Source organism: Robinsoniella sp. KNHs210, from assembly GCF_000686105.1.
GTDB lineage: Bacteria > Bacillota > Clostridia > Lachnospirales > Lachnospiraceae > Robinsoniella > Robinsoniella peoriensis.
Genome location: NZ_JMLZ01000002.1, coordinates 2,798,629 through 2,819,029 on the forward strand (window position 1 = coordinate 2,798,629; position 20,401 = coordinate 2,819,029).

The 20,401-nt window shown below is 42.1% G+C and carries 17 protein-coding genes; 3 read left to right on the plus strand and 14 right to left on the minus strand.

Going from position 1 to position 20,401, the window contains the following annotated elements; all coding sequences use genetic code 11:
- Positions 1 to 18 precede the first annotated feature (18 nt).
- Positions 19 to 792 carry an ABC transporter ATP-binding protein gene (locus tag CD03_RS0119315; protein WP_027295035.1) on the plus strand — a complete coding sequence of 258 codons (774 nt, stop codon included), beginning with the start codon at positions 19 to 21 and terminating at the stop codon, positions 790 to 792.
- 2 nt (positions 793 to 794) lie between these two features.
- Positions 795 to 2,006, plus strand: a complete 1,212-nt coding sequence (locus tag CD03_RS0119320) for an ABC transporter permease (protein WP_027295036.1) — start codon at positions 795 to 797, stop codon at positions 2,004 to 2,006.
- Between the two features lie 82 nt (positions 2,007 to 2,088).
- Here the strand turns inward: CD03_RS0119320 and CD03_RS0119325 are convergent, their stop codons facing one another.
- The 10 genes from CD03_RS0119325 to CD03_RS0119370 all read right to left on the minus strand — a co-directional run bounded on the left by CD03_RS0119325 (position 2,089) and on the right by CD03_RS0119370 (position 15,069).
- Positions 2,089 to 4,707 (minus strand): diguanylate cyclase domain-containing protein, encoded by a 2,619-nt coding sequence (locus tag CD03_RS0119325; RefSeq protein ID WP_027295037.1) that lies wholly within the window; start codon positions 4,705 to 4,707, stop codon positions 2,089 to 2,091.
- A gap of 188 nt (positions 4,708 to 4,895) precedes the next feature.
- Positions 4,896 to 5,687: a ZIP family metal transporter gene (locus CD03_RS0119330; RefSeq protein WP_027295038.1), complete on the minus strand. Its 792-nt coding sequence runs from the start codon at positions 5,685 to 5,687 to the stop codon at positions 4,896 to 4,898.
- A gap of 245 nt (positions 5,688 to 5,932) precedes the next feature.
- Positions 5,933 to 7,459: a sensor histidine kinase gene (locus CD03_RS0119335; protein WP_027295039.1), complete on the minus strand. Its 1,527-nt coding sequence runs from the start codon at positions 7,457 to 7,459 to the stop codon at positions 5,933 to 5,935.
- Positions 7,452 to 8,135: a response regulator transcription factor gene (locus CD03_RS0119340; RefSeq protein WP_027295040.1), complete on the minus strand. Its 684-nt coding sequence runs from the start codon at positions 8,133 to 8,135 to the stop codon at positions 7,452 to 7,454. Before CD03_RS0119340 ends, CD03_RS0119335 begins: the two co-directional genes overlap by 8 nt.
- Positions 8,136 to 8,147: 12 nt before the next feature.
- A complete protein-coding gene (locus CD03_RS38315; protein WP_027295041.1) occupies positions 8,148 to 9,293 on the minus strand; it encodes a hypothetical protein in 1,146 nt (381 codons plus the stop codon).
- A gap of 11 nt (positions 9,294 to 9,304) precedes the next feature.
- The gene (locus tag CD03_RS34105) at positions 9,305 to 10,738 is read right to left on the minus strand and encodes an MBOAT family O-acyltransferase (protein WP_044289508.1); all 1,434 of its coding nucleotides are present in this window, start codon (positions 10,736 to 10,738) and stop codon (positions 9,305 to 9,307) included.
- Between the two features lie 36 nt (positions 10,739 to 10,774).
- Complete coding sequence (locus CD03_RS0119355; protein WP_027295042.1) at positions 10,775 to 11,560, minus strand: ABC transporter permease; 786 nt, start codon at positions 11,558 to 11,560, stop codon at positions 10,775 to 10,777.
- Between the two features lie 18 nt (positions 11,561 to 11,578).
- Complete coding sequence (locus CD03_RS34110; protein WP_052377882.1) at positions 11,579 to 12,667, minus strand: ABC transporter substrate-binding protein; 1,089 nt, start codon at positions 12,665 to 12,667, stop codon at positions 11,579 to 11,581.
- Positions 12,664 to 14,196 (minus strand): AMP-binding protein, encoded by a 1,533-nt coding sequence (locus tag CD03_RS34115; protein ID WP_044289512.1) that lies wholly within the window; start codon positions 14,194 to 14,196, stop codon positions 12,664 to 12,666. The genes CD03_RS34110 and CD03_RS34115 overlap by 4 nt, the downstream gene beginning before the upstream one ends.
- A gap of 123 nt (positions 14,197 to 14,319) precedes the next feature.
- Positions 14,320 to 15,069: an ABC transporter ATP-binding protein gene (locus CD03_RS0119370; protein ID WP_027295043.1), complete on the minus strand. Its 750-nt coding sequence runs from the start codon at positions 15,067 to 15,069 to the stop codon at positions 14,320 to 14,322.
- Positions 15,070 to 15,385: 316 nt separating this feature from the next.
- On the opposite strand from CD03_RS0119370, the gene CD03_RS0119375 reads away from it, so the two are divergent.
- Positions 15,386 to 16,288 carry a helix-turn-helix domain-containing protein gene (locus tag CD03_RS0119375; protein WP_027295044.1) on the plus strand — a complete coding sequence of 301 codons (903 nt, stop codon included), beginning with the start codon at positions 15,386 to 15,388 and terminating at the stop codon, positions 16,286 to 16,288.
- Between the two features lie 13 nt (positions 16,289 to 16,301).
- On the opposite strand, the gene CD03_RS0119380 is transcribed toward CD03_RS0119375, so the two are convergent.
- The 4 genes from CD03_RS0119380 to CD03_RS0119390 all read right to left on the minus strand — a co-directional run bounded on the left by CD03_RS0119380 (position 16,302) and on the right by CD03_RS0119390 (position 20,388).
- Positions 16,302 to 17,192: a helix-turn-helix domain-containing protein gene (locus CD03_RS0119380; protein WP_027295045.1), complete on the minus strand. Its 891-nt coding sequence runs from the start codon at positions 17,190 to 17,192 to the stop codon at positions 16,302 to 16,304.
- A 97-nt stretch (positions 17,193 to 17,289) separates the two neighbouring features.
- Positions 17,290 to 18,987: an extracellular solute-binding protein gene (locus CD03_RS0119385; protein WP_027295046.1), complete on the minus strand. Its 1,698-nt coding sequence runs from the start codon at positions 18,985 to 18,987 to the stop codon at positions 17,290 to 17,292.
- A 150-nt stretch (positions 18,988 to 19,137) separates the two neighbouring features.
- The gene (locus tag CD03_RS37295) at positions 19,138 to 19,425 is read right to left on the minus strand and encodes a group II intron maturase-specific domain-containing protein (RefSeq protein ID WP_330377483.1); all 288 of its coding nucleotides are present in this window, start codon (positions 19,423 to 19,425) and stop codon (positions 19,138 to 19,140) included.
- 90 nt (positions 19,426 to 19,515) lie between these two features.
- A complete protein-coding gene (locus CD03_RS0119390) occupies positions 19,516 to 20,388 on the minus strand; it encodes a carbohydrate ABC transporter permease (protein WP_044289514.1) in 873 nt (290 codons plus the stop codon).
- Positions 20,389 to 20,401: the final 13 nt, after the last annotated feature.

A 20,401-nucleotide genomic window follows, 5' to 3' on the forward strand; every position in this document is an offset into this window, starting at 1 on the left:
CAACAGAAAGGACATATTATGGTTGAAATTAAAAATCTTTCTAAAATTTATCACCTGAACAAGAAGCAGCAAAAAGAACAAAAAGCAAAGAACACTAAAAAAACAGCAGTTTCCGATCTTAATCTGGAGGCTCATGAAGGAGAGATCTTCGGCCTTCTGGGTACAAACGGCGCCGGCAAAACCACTACCCTTCGTTGTATGGCTACGCTCCTGAAACCTTCCAGCGGCAGCATATCCGTATGTGGATATGACACTATAAAGGATTCCGCCAAAGTTCGTGAAAATATAGGATTTTTAACAAATGAGATCAAACTGGATCCTCAGTTTTCACCAAAATACCTCATGGGATTTTTCGGGAAACTGCACGGGCTCTCAGAAGAAACCATCAACCAGCGCAGGGATGAGCTTTTCAAACATTTCGGAATAAAGGAATTTGAAAACAAGAAAATAGAAGAACTGTCCACCGGTATGAAGCAGAAAGCCGCCATTGCAGTAAGCTTAATTCACGATCCCAAGGTAATCATCTTCGATGAACCCACAACAGGACTGGATATCATTACGGCACGTGCAGTTACTGATTATCTGCAGAAGCTGAAAAAAGAAGGTAAATTAATTATCATGTCTACGCATATCATGTCCGAAGCAGAGAAGCTCTGTGACCGTATTGCGATTATTATTGACGGAGAATTAACAATAGAAGGTACACTGGAAGATATCTTAAACCAGACAGGATGTGACGATCTGGAGGATGCTTTCTTTAAACTGTACCAGACTTATGGAAAGGCGGTATAAACATGAACGGAACAAAAGCAATTTATTGCAAAGAATTAAAGCGTGTCTTCAAAGATTCAAAAATGATCTTCTCACTATTTATCCTTCCCGTTGTACTTATGGTTGGAATTTACAGCCTCATGGGTTATTTGGGCAATAAGGAATCACAGAATACCAAAGAGCATGTTGCAACGGTTTCTATCCAGAATGCGCCGGAAGATATGGCCGGACATATGGCGGATTTTATCGGTAAAGCAAATGTTTCCTATCTGAAAGCAGACGAAACTCTGGATGCTGCAAAAGATGACATTTATAACGGTAAGCTCGATCTTCTGGTAGTCTTTCCTCAGGATTTCAGCCAGCAGATTGCAAATTATAAAGAGGGGGATCCGATTCCTGACATTCAGACTTTTTATAATCCGTCAGAAAATTATTCCCAACATGCCCACGACGAATTCACAACATCCCTGAACGGATATCAGAAGGCATTATTGGCTGACCGGCTGGGTAACCTGGATATGATAACCATATTTACAATTGACAACACGAATCAGAATTCCATTATTCAGGATGATGCTAAAGCTTCCGGTCAATTCCTTGCCATGCTGCTGCCTTACCTGGTAACTATCCTTTTATTTGCAGGAACGATGTCACTGGGTACCGACTCGATTACCGGCGAAAAAGAACGCGGTACTCTGGCCAGCATGTTAGTAACACCAATCAGCCGTTTTGAAATAGCCCTTGGCAAGCTTCTGGCACTAATGACGCTGTCCATTATGTCCGCTTCCGTATATATTATTGCTTTAACTGTTTCTCTTCCCAAGTCCATGGCATCTATGGGTGCGGAAAATATGACGGTTACCTTTACTGCAGGGCAGATTATTATGATTGCTGCAATTATCATAGCTCTTGCATTTTTATATGTGGCACTGGTTGGAATTGTATCGGTATTCGCCCGCACTGTGAAAGAAGCAGCATCTTATGTAACTCCTTTATACATCATTGTTATTGTTGCAGGACTTTTTACCATGATTTCTCCATCCTCAGGACACGCAACTTACGAATACCTGATACCAATCTATAACTGCAGTATAGCACTTGGCGAAATCTTTACCAGAGAATTAACTGTACTTCACTTTGCCATGACTCTTGGAATTACCGTTCTGGTGGGCGGTGCAGTAACTGCAATCATTGCAAAAGCATTCAGCAGCGAACGCATCATGTTTAATGCTTAAATAAATACAGACAGCAACAGCGCGGACGATATGTTCCGCGCTGTTTTCATTAACCTTTTCATAAATGCTTTCATGGTTACTTTCATATTTTATATTTCGTTATATCATGACAGCAAAGAAGGACTGCATCCTTCCCTTTCCAGCGGATCCTTGAAGCATCCGCGCTGGACCAGACATTTAGTATCGGATTATAGAATTCTTTGGTACAGTTTTTTACAGTATCATCCAGATCCTTTACCGGACAGTTTTCACAAGGTTCCTCCCTGTCAAAAAATTTACGGTAACAGCACATGCCTTCTCTTACATCAGGCACCAGCGATTTTGTCTTTTGGTTGATATAATACATCTCATAAGATTCTGCACCGATTACATAAATCCAGGAATTCTGATTATCCAGGATATTCTGCATCCCCTCCAATGTCTGAACCACACTGTCCTGTGCACGTTTCTTTAACAGAAAAGTACTTAGTATTTCACTGGTAAAAATTAGTGTCGTGATCTGCTCCTGGGTCCAGAACCTGTTCATCCTGCATTCATCGAAACCAACATATCCTTTGAACTCTCCATTGTCTGTTATGGCACACTGAAGCATAGACTTAATCCCCTGTGGTTCCAGAATAGCCTTTTGTTTCGGCGGTAATTCCATAATATCCCTGCAATAGAAGATTCCATCTTCGTTAAAATTTGCTACATAGTTTCCTCCCAGATCAAAATCATAAGACACATGCTTCAGATTATCAATTTCTTCCTTCACGCCGGTATTACACCACTCAAAGGTATTGCTGCAATACCGGTCATCCTCTGTATTTTCAAATATGTATGCGCGGCTTACATTAAACTGATGCCCTACAATTTCCAGAATCGCGCTTACCGCAGCTTCCACATCAATGGATTTATAAAGTATTTTAAATATATACTCAACCAGCTTACTGTTCAGGGTGTTCCCCATGCCTTCGTTAGAGTCAATTTTTTCATTTACTGCCGTTGGCATCGAGACAGGTATTCCCGGAAATCCGTCGCCAATTGAATCGTCATAATGTACATACTGATTCTTACCCTGCTTTTTCGCCTGATACAAAGCATAATCTGCCTTCTTATAAAGCTCCTGGAAATGCTGACCGTCATTCGGAAATACAGAGATTCCTATGCTGCAGGATATGGATTTATCCCAGCTCTCCTGCATAGGCAGATTGCGAAATGCCTCAACCACCTGACGTGCTTTCTCAAACACCAGTGCATTGCCAGGAATATCCTTAATAAAAGCAATAAATTCATCTCCGCCTATACGTCCTACAATATCAGACTCACGAAACAGTTTCCGCACATCTGATGTGATCTCTACAAGAAATGCATCCCCAAATAAATGCCCCAGAGTATCATTCACCATTTTAAAATCATCAATATCAATAATCATCAGCGCAGACTGCTTCCCCATATTACTGCACTGCAAGTAGTTATCAATCAAAGCATGCGCCGTACCTTTATTATAGAGTTTCGTCAGCGGGTCACGCTCAGCCTTTTCCAAAAGCTGCTGGGAATTCTTTTTTTCGTTATCTATATCAATGATTACCCCGACCGCTTTAATGGGAATCCCATCTTTATTTAACTGGGAAGTAAGCCTAAATCTACACCAGATGTATTCTTCTTTCGTCTTTTTAACCCTGGCTTCTATCTCCATGTAACCTTTACCGCTTCGAATCTGATCAAATGCATTTCTAAAAGCGGGCAGATCTTCCCGAAAAACATGAGAATTATAGGATAGCGACGCGAAAAACCGCTCTTTTACAGGCTCATAATGGAATTTCTTTTCCCAATTAGCAGAAAAACTTAAACTGTCCCTCTCAATATCCCATTCAAATACAATATCATTTGTCTGATCCATAATAATCTGATGGCGTTCCAGACTCATTGCCAGTTCTTCCTGAGCAAGTCTCCCTTTCGTAATGTCAACCAATACACAATAAAAGATACCACTCCCATCACTGGCTGTGATCAATCTTCCCTTATCCAAAATCCAGGCAACGCTGCCGTCTTTTTTTCGGATACGATACTCTATTTCTTTGGTATCGCTGAGGGCAAGCTGCTTTTTTACCTCTTCCAGAGTTGCCTCACGATCCCTTGCGTCTATCATTTCCCAAAAACTATTCGCGAACTTTTCCTCTATCTCTTTTTGTGTATAGCCGAACATTTCCAAAAATGATTCACTCATCTGCGTCAGAGTTAGGCGTTCGTCATATTTACAGCAAAATATTGCACCCGGAACATTATTGGTTAACATCAGTAGTTCCAAATTCCTTGCCTCAATATCAGCTGCTGGTGCAGAAACATGAAAATAGCATAATTTTTCTTCCGTATCTGTTAACCTGCAGATAGCTGTAATCAGTATTTCATGGCTTTTACATAACTTATCGGCTGACTTCTCTTTCAGCCGTGCCTTTAGCAACACCAGGCAATAGTCTCTTCCCAGACGTTTAGTTTTATATAACGGCTCTGTAATCTCATAGCTATGGAAATTTGCTGTCCGTTTTTCTTCTGCCAATTTTAGCACTGCATCCTGACCAGAATAGAACGTATCAATCCCCGTCTCGAACCAAAGAATTTCACAATCCATCATATCTGTTATTTTTTCAGGATTCCACTCTTTATAATAATAATAAAGAAACTTTTCTACAAAACTTACACCTTGATTTCCAATATCCATGCTCTCAAAGCTCCTCTGTTATATAATTACAACACAACTGCCATCATTATCAATATTTTCTATTATAACAGACACTGATACGGAAACAATAGTAAAATATATTTATTTTCTATTTTTCATCAAAAATTTATCTTTTTCATTCTGGAAAGAGAAGGGGGCGGACCGTTCACAAACTGTTCGCTGCCATACTACCCCAATGCCACATCTAATATCATCATAATCAAAAATCCAGCCATAACCCCCATCGTACCTACATTTGAATGTTCTCCTAAATGTGCCTCCGGTATTAATTCTTCTACTACAACATAGATCATGGCACCTGCTGCAAATGAGAGTAGCCATGGCATATAAGGCTCTATATTTTTTGCCACCAGAACAGTCAGTACACCAAAAATCGGCTCTACTATTCCCGACATACTTCCATACAAAAATGATTTCCCCGTACTGACGCCTTCCTGCTTCAGGGGCAGTGATATAGCTGCGCCTTCCGGGAAGTTCTGTATTCCGATACCAATCGCCAAAGCAAAGGCACCGGCATATAATGCTGTATCACCGCCATGCTGGGCTGCTAACGCAAAAGACAGTCCAACTGCCATTCCTTCCGGAATATTATGAAGGGTCACAGCAAAAACCAACAAGGTAGTTCTTTTCCAGGATGCAGATACTCCCTCCTGCTCTTTACTTCCCGGATGCAGATGGGGAAGCAGTGAATCCAGAATTAAAAGAAATGCGCCTCCCAGTAAAAATCCTCCTGCTGCCGGAAGCCACCCAATCTGTCCCTGTGCCTGCGCCTCATCAATTGCCGGTATCAGCAATGACCATACGGATGCGGCAATCATAACACCTGCCGCAAATCCCAGAAAAATACGCTGGATTCCATCATTTACTTTCCCACGGAAAAAGAATACCATGGCAGCTCCCAGAGTCGTCATCAAAAATGTGAAGCCGGTACCTCCTGCTGCCCAAATTACTGAATTCATAGATACACCTCTTTTCTCTCTTTATAAAAATTACTTTTCTTAGTATTACCCGTTCTCATTCTCTAAACCCGGATATCCTTATTATAATACATTTCGTGAAAAATAGTTCAATATTTTTTATCAGAAATATACCTAAAAAAGTACAGTCCGAATCCTCCGTCCCCCATTTTATCGGGTTACGGATTTCCTTCAGATTGTACTTTTCTTATGGCTTAATCCTGTTTTAACTATCTTTCTCGAATATGTTACAACTTAGTTTGCGTATCTAAGCCTCTGCCGATCACTTTTTTACTGCGGTTTTTATCTCCGTCTATTTCATTTCCGGACGAATTGCCAGGAAGCCTCATCCAAAATTCCACACCATTATCTACGTTGACAGCACCGCATTCACCATGGTGTAAGCCTACAATGCTTCTGACAATATATAGCCCAAGCCCTGCATGCATAGATCTATCTTCCTGCGGTGATATATCATTGTCACCTTTCATGTAAAAACTCCTCCAGATCTTATCTATATCCTCTGCCGGGATCGGTTCTCCTTCATTGTATACTTCTATATAGACATCTCCTTCTTTTCGGGTCAGGCTGACCTCAATCAGACCGCCCTGGAGCGTATGGTTAAAAGCATTCATCATAAAGTTCCCAACTGCCTGTTCCAGGTATACCCGATTTCCCATTACAGTACATTCCGGTTCAATATGGAAACTACATTTGATCTGGCTCTGCCTGAACAGGGCATCGTATTTAAACATGAGGTACTGCATCATTTCACTTAAATTTACTTTACCCATCTGCATCGTATCCATATGATGCTCTATCACAGTAAGATTGAGCATATTCCCAATCATATCCGACATCTTTGACACTTCTTCTACAATTGAATTGTAATAATATTCCCGGTCAATCTCATCTCCCATACATTGAAGCATTTCTACCTGACTGGAAATAACCGTCAGTGGTGTCTTTAACTCATGTGATATATTTGCCATGAACTCTTTACGGACTTCATCAATCTTGCCCTGCTGCACATTTTCAATCTCTAACCGGTCCTTATCACCCTCCAGGCTCTGCACATATTCCTGAATCTGCTCGGACATGGAGTTGATATTTACCGCGAGGCTGTTAATTTCCTGAAAGGATGTATCCGTTCTAGCCTTTCTGGTAAAATCCCGCTTGGCAACCCGCTTCGCGACCTCACCAATTTCTTCAATCGGTTTTGCAATACGGTTCGACAGTATATACATTATGATACTGCCTATCAAAAGGGAGATAACAATTACTACTGCCAGGAAGGTCTGGGTATATTTAAAGGAGCTGTAGGCTGACTTAATCTCTTCCTTAATACTCACATAATACAGATTTCCATCCTGTTTGATAATTCCCGGAAATCGAATCAATCCCATAACCTTTGACATATTCCTTCGAATTTTGGGCTGTTCCGTAAAATCTTCAATATGAAGGTTCACATTTTTATAAACCTGGGCTTTCGGTCCTGACTTCCTTGTTGTATAAACAGGTTCGTAATTAGCATTTGCAATGACGAACGAAAAGTTCTCATTTTCATAACTTTTAAACAAATTTTTATCGTCGCTGTCTATCTTTTTTAAATCCACCGATTTTATTTCTTCAAATGCTTCTTCCATCATTTTGCTCTTCTGTCCAACATAGTAATCTGTTGCAAAAAGACTGAATACAAGACTGCTTCCCCCAACAACGATCAAAAGGAATGCCCACTGCATTATAATCATATTGCCTTTTATTTTTTTAATCATGTTCTCCTACTCCAAACAGATACCCTACGCCATAGACAGATTTAATATAAGGACATTGATCCGTCAATTTTTTCCGAAGCTGCTTCACGATGGTGTCGACCGTCCTGGTATCTCCGTTATAATCGTAACCCCAGACTGAATTCAAAATAGCTTCTCTGGAAAGTACAACGTTTTCATTTTCCAGGAAATACACCAAAAGTTCAAATTCCTTTGGCGTAGTTTCCAAAAATTCTTCTTTTAAATAAACCTTCTGGCTTGCAATCTCTATCTTAAGCTCTCCTGCAAATAAAACATCCTTAAGTTTTCCTGCACGCTTTAAGACTGCCTCTACATGGGCTTTGATAATTGCCAGTGTATAAGGTTTGGTAATATAGTCATCCGCACCTTTATTAAAACCATTCAACTGGTCTGTAATCGCATTTTTAGCCGTGAGCAGAATAACAGGCACCTCAGATTTCTGACGAATCTCTCCCAGTACCTCAAATCCATTTAGATGCGGCAGCATAATATCCAGCAACACCAGATCTAATTTATGCATGTTCTGATAAAAAAGTTCTACAGCCTGCTGACCGTCATAAGCAACTATTACCTCATATCCATTGATATTCAAAAAATCCGACAGCGTCCTTGCCAGTTTTAATTCATCCTCAACAACTAAAATACGGTTTTTCCTCATTTCACACTACTCCTAACGAATTCTGCTGGCATCGTCAAATCCACCTAATTTCACGGTGCCTGTTTCTTCATATTCTTTCTTCAATTTGTAATAATCATTCTTACGTTCTTCAATATGCTCATAAGCATTGCGCTTTGTAACGTAAGTACCAAACCCTTCATAGGAACGTGTGCCTTTTATTGTATCAACCATCAAATCGTATACTTCATAGAAAAAATGGCCTTCATTATAAAAATTATAGGGATTCAGATCAATATCATTATAACCACTAAAATCCCAAACTTCTGATACTGATATGATGTCATATAAGAACTGCCAGTAGTCTTCACTCTCATGTTCACTCATCTCACCGATAAAGGATGGGGCAATAATCACCATCAGTTCTACATTATTTTCATCGCACACTTCTTTTATCATTTTGAAAGCATTTAGGTTCTCTTCATAATAAGGCCTTTCACTAGGTTTTGTAAAGAGTGTTTTTAAATGTTTATCGATTTTATTTGTAACAAACTTCTCTGTGAATTTCTGAGGGTTCTCATCTCTCCTTAAATAATACTTTTCCAGGTTCCTGGCACCATCCCCGATTTCCGGATAGAATGTCTGTGTCCCCTTCTCTTTCCATTTTTCTTTCAGCTCATCCAGGCTTACCGTGACATCTTTTAACATAAAATCAATAAATTCCATTGCCTGGGACTTTCCGGAAATAAGTGCCGGAACCTTATACAGGTCTCCCACATGCTCTGCCTCAAACCTGCGGACTTCACCTCCGCTGATGTTCAGCACAATTTTTTTAACATTTGTATTTTCCACCAGATATTTTGTGTTCAGATAATATTCGTTAAAGTTTCCTACCGTGGAAAACATATTGTAATAACGGTATCCGTCAATCTCACTCATTTTTTCCGCAAGATAGGTTCCCGCCTTGGAACCGCCTATGATATACCCATCGTATTGGTCCTGATAGTTTTTTACATGCTCCGCTTTAAAGAACCTGCTGTAACTATTGTCATTCACTTCAATCGTACCAAGGGCATCATAATCGCCTCCCCGAAATGCAAAATATCCAAAGGGATCTACAAAATAATTCATTCCGCAGATAAATCCAAATACCGCTAACACAAATACCAGGAATCCGACTGCCCATTTTTTATACTTCATTCGCTGTCCTCCTAAAACTGAAAGTACAGGAACTGTACTACCTGATTCATTTTACAGATACAAATCGCAAGCAGCGTCCCTGCATATAAGAAATGCAAAGCATTCGGCTTAAATCTCTCCGCCATTGTCCTTGTGGTTGGCGCAAACCAGCAGATCAGAAGCCCAACTACGGTAATCAGTCCCACCGTCTGGTGATCCGCCACAAAATGGGAGATCTCCTGCCATACCTGGGAAGCTCCCAGATCTATCAGCGCTTTAAAGTCAAACATTCCTTTATATACCACCCAGGTATCATGCATATTCGATGCCACGAATATAACCCTTGTAAGTACGATAAAGAAAAAGGTTATGATAACACCGATCAGGTATGGCGGTTCTTTTTTGTGATAGCTCTGATATGCGCCAATACAAACCAGGACACCATTCATGAGTCCCCAGATTATGAAATTCCATCCTGCCCCATGCCAGATACCCGACACTAAGAAGGTCACCATGGTAGCTATGTAATAATTCCGCCATTTTACGCCTTTGCGGAATACATTCTTAAATACGTATCCCCCAAGAAATCGTGAAAGCGTCATGTGCTGCCTCTGCCAGTATACCTTGAAATTACTTGCCCGAAATGGTGCATTGAAATTCTCCGGCAGCTTTATGTTGAAAAACAGTCCCAGTCCGATAGCCATATCTGTATAGCCGGACAAGTCAAAATAGTAGGATACGGAATATTCTATGGTATAAAACCAGGATTCCCACATGGTTACCGAGTCTTTGATTGAGCTGTAAAAATCTGCCGCACTGTTGTTGAGCGGATCTGCCAGCAGCATTTTCTTACCACAGCCGATGGCGAAGATAAACACGCCCAGGGCAATATTGCGGTAGTTTAGTTTCATATTCTCGTCATTTTCAAACTGCGGTGTAATTTCTTTGTGGTGTACAATCGGTCCTACAATCAACTGCGGGAAAAATGTTATGAATAACAGATATTCCAAAACTCCGTATTCTTTTGTCTCTCCCCGATAGGAGTCAACCAGAAATGCAATTAACTGGAATGTGAAAAAGGAAATACCAATCGGCAGCGCTATCCGTTTCAGTAAAAAGTCTGTGCCTGCTATCTGATTGATATTTTCTATAAAAAAATCATAATATTTGTAATAGCCAAGTAACGCAACATTTCCCAGTACACCTGCGAGCATAAGAATCTTACGCTCTAACCTGTATTTGTCTTTTTGCATTCTGCAAAGAGTTGTTCCTACAATATAGTTTGCAAAGACACTTCCCAAAAAGAACGGAAAGAAATCCGGACTTCCCTGTGCATAAAAATACATGGATGCTAGAACCATCCATACTTTAGACAGGTAATAGTAATGGAAGCGATTCAGTATGCCATACACAATCGCCACTACCGGCAGGAATACCAGTATAAATTGATAAGATGAAAAAATCATATAATTCCTCCAGCGCCGCATCTTCTGCGGCTTATTTTACTGCCATTTTTTCCATTGATTCGTTCGGCTTTCAAGAAACCGGAACAATACTTCTTCCATGAGCATCATAATAATGCCAAGGCTGATAATCGTGATGATCGTAACGGACGTATTTGCCGTATTTCGCCCCACGCTTAATACGTAGCCGAGACCTTTTGGCACGCCTACCATTTCAGCTGCTATCACTACCCTCCAGGCAAATCCCAGCCCCAGCTTAAACCCTGAAACAATATAGGGGATAATACTAGGGATGATACAATATTTTACAACCTGCCAGGTATTTGCCTCCATAATACTGAGAACATCATAGAGCTTCTTATCTACGTTCAGAACCCCCTGGAGGGAATTTACAATAATCGGAGACAACGACCCCATTACTATGATAAAGATCGCTGCATTGTTTCCAAGTCCAAACCACAAGATTGCCAGTGGAACCCACGCAACTCCCGGTATCGGAGAAAAGAAACGAACCAGAGGGTAAATAAAATTCCGGACATTTTCGCTGATGCCCATGATGATTCCAAGGGGCAGTCCGATTGCAGCTGCAATTCCGAACCCAATCAGGACCCGCTGCATACTGACCCAGATATTACTGAGCAGATATCCGCTTCTTATCATGTCCGCAAACTCTGCCGCCACCTCATTTGGCATAGGCAGAAGCAGCTTTGCGGTATCCGGATCCAGTTTCCCAAACAGCCCCGTTTTTGAAGCAATGCTCCATATAATGATTACTACAATGATGGTTATACAACCCTGTAAAAACGGTTTTGCTTTATATTTCATAAGACTTTACAAACCTCTCTATTTTTTCTCGTAAAAAATTTCTGATTTATCCGGCACTTTGTCAATATATCCAAGATCAGCTGCCCACTGTAAAGTCTCCAGGGTAGCTGCCTGATCTATGTCAAATGTATAGTCAATACGTTCACGGGCATTCTGGATTGTTATTTCGTCCATATCCAGAACCTTTGCCAGTACTGCATTGGCTCCCGGGTCTGTATTGATATAGTCAACTGTCTTCTTGTAAATATCCAGGAACTTGTCCAGATCTTCCGGTCGGTTATCAATGAAATCCTGGTTAGCCGCCACTACATTAACAGGATAAAACGCGTTGCTTCCGGTCTCTTCCTTAATTTCTTTTGCTGTGTCATAGAGAACTGTAATGTCTTCATAATCTTTCTCAGCCTGGGCAGCAAATGGCTCCCAGGTAATCATTGCATCCACTTCCTTCGTAACCATCAGAACTGTTGCCATATCAGCCGGCTTCATACCCGGAATCAGGGTAACATCCATATCCGGGTCAAGACCTGCATCCCCCAGAATTTTACTTCTTAATAATGCATCAGTCACAGTAGCGATATTTGGCTCGGCTATTGTCTTTCCTTTTAAATCTTCAACCGATGTAATTTCCGTATCTTTTCTGGTCATTAGTACATGGCCGCCACCATTGGCAGAAGCAACTACCTTCATGTCGATACCTTTTGAAATCCAGGTAGCAACTGGTATGACACCGGACAGTGCAACATCCAGTTCTCCTGCTGCAAATGCTTCCATCAGAGCAGAACCATCCGCAAACTGGGTTACTTCGATAGAGATATCGCTTCCTTCGAACAACCCGTTCTCCTGTGCAACGAAAGGAGTTGCCGTCCCCAGTGCCAATATGGAGCCAACCCGTATTACATTGTCACCGCCTGCTGCTTCACTGCTGCCCTGGGTATCCTGTTCCGTATCTTTGTCTGATACTTCCTGTGACGTGCTGTCACTGGCAGCATCTTCTGCCGTCATTCCTGCTGTCTCTGCGGATGTTGCTGCTGTCTCCCCTGCTCCGCATCCACATACAAAAATTGCTGCTGCCGCTGCCATTCCTACTAATTTCTTCCACTTTCTCATTCCTTTACCCCTTGTCCTTTCTTAAACATCTCCACTAATTTTAATCGCTGGATTTTCCCATTTCCTCCTTTGGGAATATCCTCTACAAAAAATACCATCCGCGGAACTTTATAGCTCGCTATCCTTTCTTTGCAGTAGGTGATTACATCTTCTTTTTCCAGGCTGCTGTCTTCTTTCACTTTAATATAAGCAGCTACTTCTTCCCCATACACTGCATCCGGAACGCCTACGGTAGCGGCAAGTTCTACCCCATCCATCTGATAAATGATCTCATCTACTTCTCTGGGTGAGAACTTTTCTCCTGCACGGTTAATCAGTTCTTTAATTCTGCCATCTAAGAACAGATATCCGTCCTCATCCAGATATCCAAGGTCCCCCGAGTGGAACCACTCTCCCGTAAAAGCTTTCTTCGTCTCTTCCTCCTTATGATAGTAGCCTCTGGTTATATTATTTCCCTTAATCAGAACCTCTCCCAGACATCCTGTTGGCAGTTCATTCATCTCTGTATCCACGATTTTAATATCATTTCCAAATGTCAGTCCCACAGAACCGGGTTTTCTTGCAAGGGGAGGCATGGGATTTGTGGTAATCTGGCTGCAGCCTTCCGTTATACCATAGGATTCTATTATGGGCATACCGCATTTCTGTTCAAACTCCTCCAGAACTGCTACCGGCAGAGGCGAAGAAGCGGATCTTGCAAAACGCATGGAACTGAAATCCACGTCTTCCGGGATTCCTTTCGCCAGCAAGTGGGAATACATCGTAGGAACCCCGCTAAACCAGGTAGTCTTATATTTCTCAATATCCTTCCAGAAGCTGCGCACGCTGAATTTGCCGCCTATCACAATACTTCCGCCTGAGAATAAAGGTGTAATCAGGGTGATTACCAGTCCATTAATATGAAACCAGGGAAGTACACACAGCGCCACATCCTTTTCTGTCAGCTTATGGGCCGCCGCGATATGCTCTGCTTTCGCCAGCAGATTCCGGTAACTTAAAATTACTCCCTTGGGATGCCCCGTAGTTCCTGATGTATAAAGCAGCATTGCCACGTCATCCGGCTCTGGCTTTGTTTCGGGAATTTCCGGTGCTCCCGGTGTACTGGCAGCTTTCAGTCCAATGCTCAGGAAGATATGCCCATCTGCCATAGACAATTGTTTCATTCTATATTTTTTTGGGATATTTTCAACGAACTTCTCAGTTGTAATGATTGCTTTCGCCTGAGAATCCGTGATGAGATAAGAAAGCTCCGCTTCCTTTAAATATGTATTGACTGGAATTACCACCGCTCCGGTGTCTGTAACTCCAAAATAGGTTATGGCAAACTCAATACTGTTTTCCATCATAAGTAAGACTTTATCTTCTTTCCGAAGTCCCAATGCCCGAAGATGAAGGCTCATTGCATCAATCTTATCACGCAATTCTATATAGGTAAGGGACCGAAGTGTTCTCGCGCAGGTGACAAAGCATCGATCCTGGTATTTTTCCGCCATGTCTCCAATCAATGTTCTAAACGTTGCTGTTTGCATTTCTGTGCTCCTCATTGTTAATATTTTAATTATATACTCCTATATTAATAGGTACTTGAGCGTGTCTGAAAATTGCTTTCTGACAGCTGCGCATCACGCTGTACCGGAATATCCCCCATACTTTCATGCACCGATACCCAGTTCCAGAATCCTGTTCCTGATCGCCTGGAATTCCGGACTTGTCCTGTTTCTGGGCTTTGGCAGGTCCACCGTAATGATTTCCTTAATTTCTGCAGGAGAGTTTGTAAATACAACTATCTTGTCAGATAAGTATACAGCTTCTTCACAATCGTGGGTTACAAAACAGGTGGTAAACTCTTTTCTGTCACAAAGGCGGACCAGCTCATCCTGTAATTTCATACGGGTAAATGAATCCAGCGCCCCGAAGGGTTCATCCATCAACAATATCTTTGGATTCATAACCAGTGCCCTGGCAATTGCCACTCTCTGCTTCATGCCTCCTGATAACTGGTTAGGATAGGATTTTTCAAATCCATTCAGCCCTACCAGATCAATTGCCCAGTCCACTTTTTTCTGAATTCTTTCCTTATCATTTTTTCCAATTTTAAGACCCATCGCTATATTATGGTAAACAGTCATCCACGGAAAAAGTACATAATCCTGAAATACCATCATTCTTTCTTTGCTGGGTCCTTTTACTACTTCTCCGCCAATCTCCACTGTACCTTCTTCTGAATCCAGCAGTCCTGCCATAATTCTCAGCAGCGTGGACTTTCCGCATCCGGAAGGCCCTACAAAAGAAACAAACTCCTGCTTCTCAATACTCAGGGAAAGGTTCTCAAGAATTGCCAGCATTTTTGTGTCATCATTCTTTGTAAAAGATTTTGTAATATTTTTAATTAAGATCGCCATTTATTTCTCCCCAATCATTCCAGAATAGGAATATTTTAACGAAATATTGTGATATAAGTTTGTAATACCCTCACAATTGTAACATTTACTTAATATTTCTTAACATTATTGATAGAAATTTGAGGAAAGAAAAAAAGAAAGGAAAAAAGAGCACTCTTTGATAAGCATAATTTACTTGAGATATGGTATATTCTATTCAGCTACCAGAAAACAATTTTAAGACACGCTCGCTCCAGCCATCGCGGCAGCCGCCAAATGGACATGCAAGCATGTCTGCCTTGGCTCATTGCCAACAATAATAAAGGAGGTGCAGGTAATGCACGCATGGGAATCAATACAATCCACGATCGATTATATAGAAGAACACTTAAATGAAGAACTACAAATCGAAACCCTGGCAAAAACCGCAGCTTTATCTCCATTCTATTTCCAGAGGCTTTTTAGCCGCCTCGTAAATAAAACAGTTTATGATTATATAAAAATGCGTAAACTGTCAAAAGCCTCGGAAATTCTTAAATCCAGCAGCAGCCGCATTGTAGATATTGCAATGGAGTACGGATTTTCCAGCCACTCAAATTTTACAAGGGCATTTAAAGAAACCTTTGGCATCACTCCGGAACAGTATCGCGCTGATCCAGTGGTTTTAAATCATTTTATCAAACCGGATCTCATATTAAACTATGTAATGGTAGACGAGAATGTTCCGTTAATCACAGACGGAATGGTACTTGAAATCTTCCGCCGGAAGCTGGATCAGCCGAGAACATTTGCCGGCATTGAAGGTGAGATTCCAATTGCCCAGCTTATGGGCGGCGAAACTACCGGAGTTGCCGCAGGTGCGAAACTCTGGGAGGATTTTCATAAAATCAAGCCTCTCATTCCCAATCTGCTGCCGGAGGGCAATGAACTTGGTGCCCTGTATCTGGGGAATGCAAAAGAGGGGAACTGCATCTACATGGCCGGTGCAGAAATCATTCCAGGTACAACAGTCCATGGCTATCAGACCTTCGAAATGCCTGCCTGTGAATATCTGGTCTGTGGTTTTGAAGCGGAAAACATCTCCCAGCTGTACGGAGATGCGGTGTTCAAAGCGGATAAGTTCATGGAACGCTGGTTAAAACAACAGCAGATCCGTACAGCCGCCTTTGGGGTTGAGATGTATTATCCACCGTCGGCGGAGGCTGCCTATCTGGAGCATTGGTCGATTCCGGAACGCTAAACACTTTAAACTGCTACTCAGCCTGTTCAAAATAGGTTTTAAACTCCCGGGGTGACATGTCATATGCCTTTTTAAAATTCCGAAAAAAAGAGGAGTAATCTGCAAAGCCGCACCGTTTGTACACATCAGAGATCTGGCTCCCCTGCCAGATCTGCTCACAGGCGGCAAGCAGCCTCTTTTTTATAATAAAATCATGGATGGACATACTCGTAATGGATTTAAAGGTACGCAGAAACTGATACCTTGTCATGCTGGTAAGGTTTACCAGATCCTCGATTGCTATGGCATCCGCGATATGCCGATCAATATATTCAATTACTCTTTTCATCATTTCACTGGTTGTGGTTTCCTCTTCCGTAAACTGAAACCTCTGTCGGGCACACAGCCGGTTTAAATAAACAAAAAATAAAGTCAGATAGGATTTTTCTATCAGCATCTGTTCTGCGTCTATCCCCTCTTCTGTGGAAATACCAAACAGGATCTGAAACAGGTAATCTGCCAGTTTATCTTCGTGATGTGCCGGAAAATGGTAAGCCGGTGCCCCTTCCATAGTAAAACAGCCGGTCAGATCCACTTCCGGTCCCGACAGCTCATTTAAGAATTCTTTTGTAATCCACAGCAGTATCCGCTTGGAATCCTCATGCTGTTTCTCCACATACTGGTAATGATGCATATGATTTCTGTCTATCAGGAGTAAGTCTCCGCGCTTCAGGTAATATGTGGTGTTATCAATAAGGCAGTTAAAAGTTCCGTCCACTATATACAATATCTCATAAAAATTGTGAAAATGAATCTGCAGGGCACCCGTAGGCACCCCATACTTTTCCATGATTTCAAATTTATCATTCAGCATATACTGGCGTTCATCTTCGGGTTTCATTATATGTGTATTCCTTTGCTTCATAAGTTTTCCTCCGTATCGTCTGCTCTGCCAAATAAGAGGGCTGTGCGGTATGCCAGCCCTCTTTCCTGCACACGGTATGAATGTGCATATTTACGATTTACATTCCCAGAATATCCTTTGTGTCTAAAAATATCTGGTTGACCTCTTCTGTATATTTCGTACTCCCTTTGGATTCACAGTCAGCTACATAAGAAGCCCAGTCTTTGTCAATATCTCTCTTACCGGTGATAAATTCCAGTGCCGCAGTATTCACATAATCCATCAGTGGTACTTTAATCAGATTCAGTTCCTCCTTCTGCATCTCCGAAGCAAGTACGGGCGGCGCCAGTTTCTGATCTGTTTTATTTGCGTTAATCCTCTCATTCCACTCTTTTTCGGATTCTGTGAATTTGGAAAGCTGAATCTGTACATTACCTCCGTATGCAAAAACACCGCCCCCGAAACCATATTCCACATTCAACTGTTTTTTTGCATCCGGGTTAAAACCATTGTAATAAATATCTGAATTCAGGGTAATATTTCCCTGGTCGTCCTTTGTATAGGTCTCTCCCTCAACACCCCATTGAGTCAGTTCGTGCCCTTCATCAGAATACCATAGCCAATCAATAAAGCGGAGCATTTTGATAAACCCATCTTCTCCCAGATCGTCCAATGCATTTTTCGTAATCACAATTCCATTCTCAAAACGACCGGAAGCGCTGGATACTTTCAGATTTCCTTTTGGACCTGACGGGGTTGTCATAAAATACAGCTCTGCACCATCCACCTGCATTTTGTTCTGCGCCTGAATATCAGATAATATCTGGTAATTTGCTGTCAGGACGTAAGAATCACCTCGGAAGAATTTAGCCTGTGCCTGGGTGCTGTCCTGAGTGAAGGTCTCAGGATCCAGAATTTTTTCCTGATAGACCTTATTAAAGTATCTCAGAAATTCCTTATAGTCCTCCGTAGTATCTGCAAAATAAAATTCATTCTTGTCAAAATCAAATTTCATTCCATCCTGCAGCCCCCAGTCTCCGCCGTCAGCAGAATTTCCGGCCTTAACGCCATACACATTAGCTGCTATGTTCATTGCACACCCCAGCTGAAACTGATCAGACCAGATATTGTCTTTGCCGGTATATTCTTTCACCTTCATAAGCGCCGAATAGAAATCTTCCCAGGTCCACTGCGCTTCCTTACTCATGTCTACTCCCGCAGCCTCGAAGATATCTTTACGGATAATGAAGGAGTATCCGCCTGCCACTGATTCCCACATGCCCGGAAGCCGGTAATATTTGCCATCTGCCGCAAGTATCTGTTTTAAATCTTCTTCCATTCCCCATTCTTTTACCTGTTTCTGGAAGTTGGGCATATACTGCACCCAGTCACTGACAGCGACGATCTGTCCGCTGTCCTCAAATGGCTTTGAATCATAGATTTTCGGAACAATATACGGCGCGCTCCCGCTGTTTATGGCTGCAGTCACCTTATCATTGTAGTCTGACCGGGCTACCGAGGTCAGTTTAAAAGTTGTATTTGACTTTTCCTTAATTGCACTCCACAGTCTCCAGTCATCCTTAACCGGGTAGTTTTCATGATCCGAATACATCATGGTATATTCAACCGGTTCATCTGAATGGAAGGTTACGTCTTCTCCAAATTCGTAATCCAAATCCTGCTGTGCTCCGGCTGATGCAGATTCTGACAGATCAGATTTGCTGCCTGACGCTGATTCCTTTTCTCCTCCCTGGCATGCAGTCAGTGTCCCTGCCAAAACAAGTGCCATCATTAGTGCGGTCCATCTCTTCTTCATATTAATTCCTCCTTGAATAATAATTTTTATTACACAACTAAGTTCCGGATGGTTTAGTAAAATCATATGTCACCATATGAAATCCTCTCCAGAACCGTACGTGCGGCTTTCCCGCATACGGCTCTTCATAATAACATTTACAGTTGCAAGCTACGCATAGAGATTAAAATATCTCTTGGGATATACCATCGGATAATAATCCAACATCTGCTTGAATCCCTCCCAGTTGTAGCTTTTCTTCTGACTTCTGCGGTTCATCCACTGAAACAGCAGTTGCGTAGTGTAATAATGGTACTTCACCAACGACTGTACGTTATACGTTAAGCCGTAGTATCGGTAGTGTCCCACCAACTTTCGGTTTAGTGCTGGCATCAATACCTTCAATGGCATCGCACGATTGCATTTCAGCCACTTACGCTTAGCCCTGCCTGTTACCAGTCAGCACCCAAGACTCGCTAACGGTGGCTCGCTACGCCTTGCCGTATGGGATTTCCACCCATTAAACCAATTGCCCTTTTCTGGACGCGCCTATCCCTTCACCGCTCCCATTGTCATACCCTGCACGAAATATTTCTGTACAAATGGGTATACACAGATAATGGGTAATGAAGTGAGTACCATTGTTGCTGATTTTAATGTTGCCTGCACGCTGCTTGCCTCTGCGGTGGAACCGATGTCCACCTGATTCGCCCCCTCTACCAGTTGTCTTACCCATAACGCGATAGGCCATTTGTTCCTGGATTCCAGATACAGGAACGGTCCAAACCATTCATTCCACATCCCTACCAGATAAAACAATGTCATCGTAGCCAGGATCGGCTTGGAAAGAGGCAGAATAATTTTTGCGAATACACCGTAGACTCCCATGCCGTCCATTGCCGCCGCTTCTTCCAGTTCCTCCGGAAGTCCTGTGAAAAATGATTTCATCAACAGCAGATTGAAGGTACTTATCGCTCCTGGAAGTACGATTGCCCATATGGAATCTCCCAGCTTCAGCCACTGTGTTACCAGTATGTAGTTAGGGATCATGCCTCCTGTAAAATACATGGTGAACACCACAAACGGAATAAAAAATTTATTCATACGCAGCCTGGGTTTTGACAGGGGATATGCCAGGATAGCGGTTCCGAATACGGAAATTGCCGTTCCGGCTATGGAATAGAAAATGGTGTTGCCGTAAAATTTAAAAAATGAATCATCTCTTAATATATACTTGTATGTCTCCAGGCTGAAATCAATGGGGAACAGCGTAACCTGTCCGGCGCTGACAGCAGCGTCGCTGCTTAAGGACTGCGCAATCAGATAGATAAACGGATAAAGGGTGATGATGATCACAAGCACCATGACAACCGTATTTACCGCCTGAAATGCCAGATATCCTTTTGTTGGCTTCCTATTCATAATTCTGCTCCTT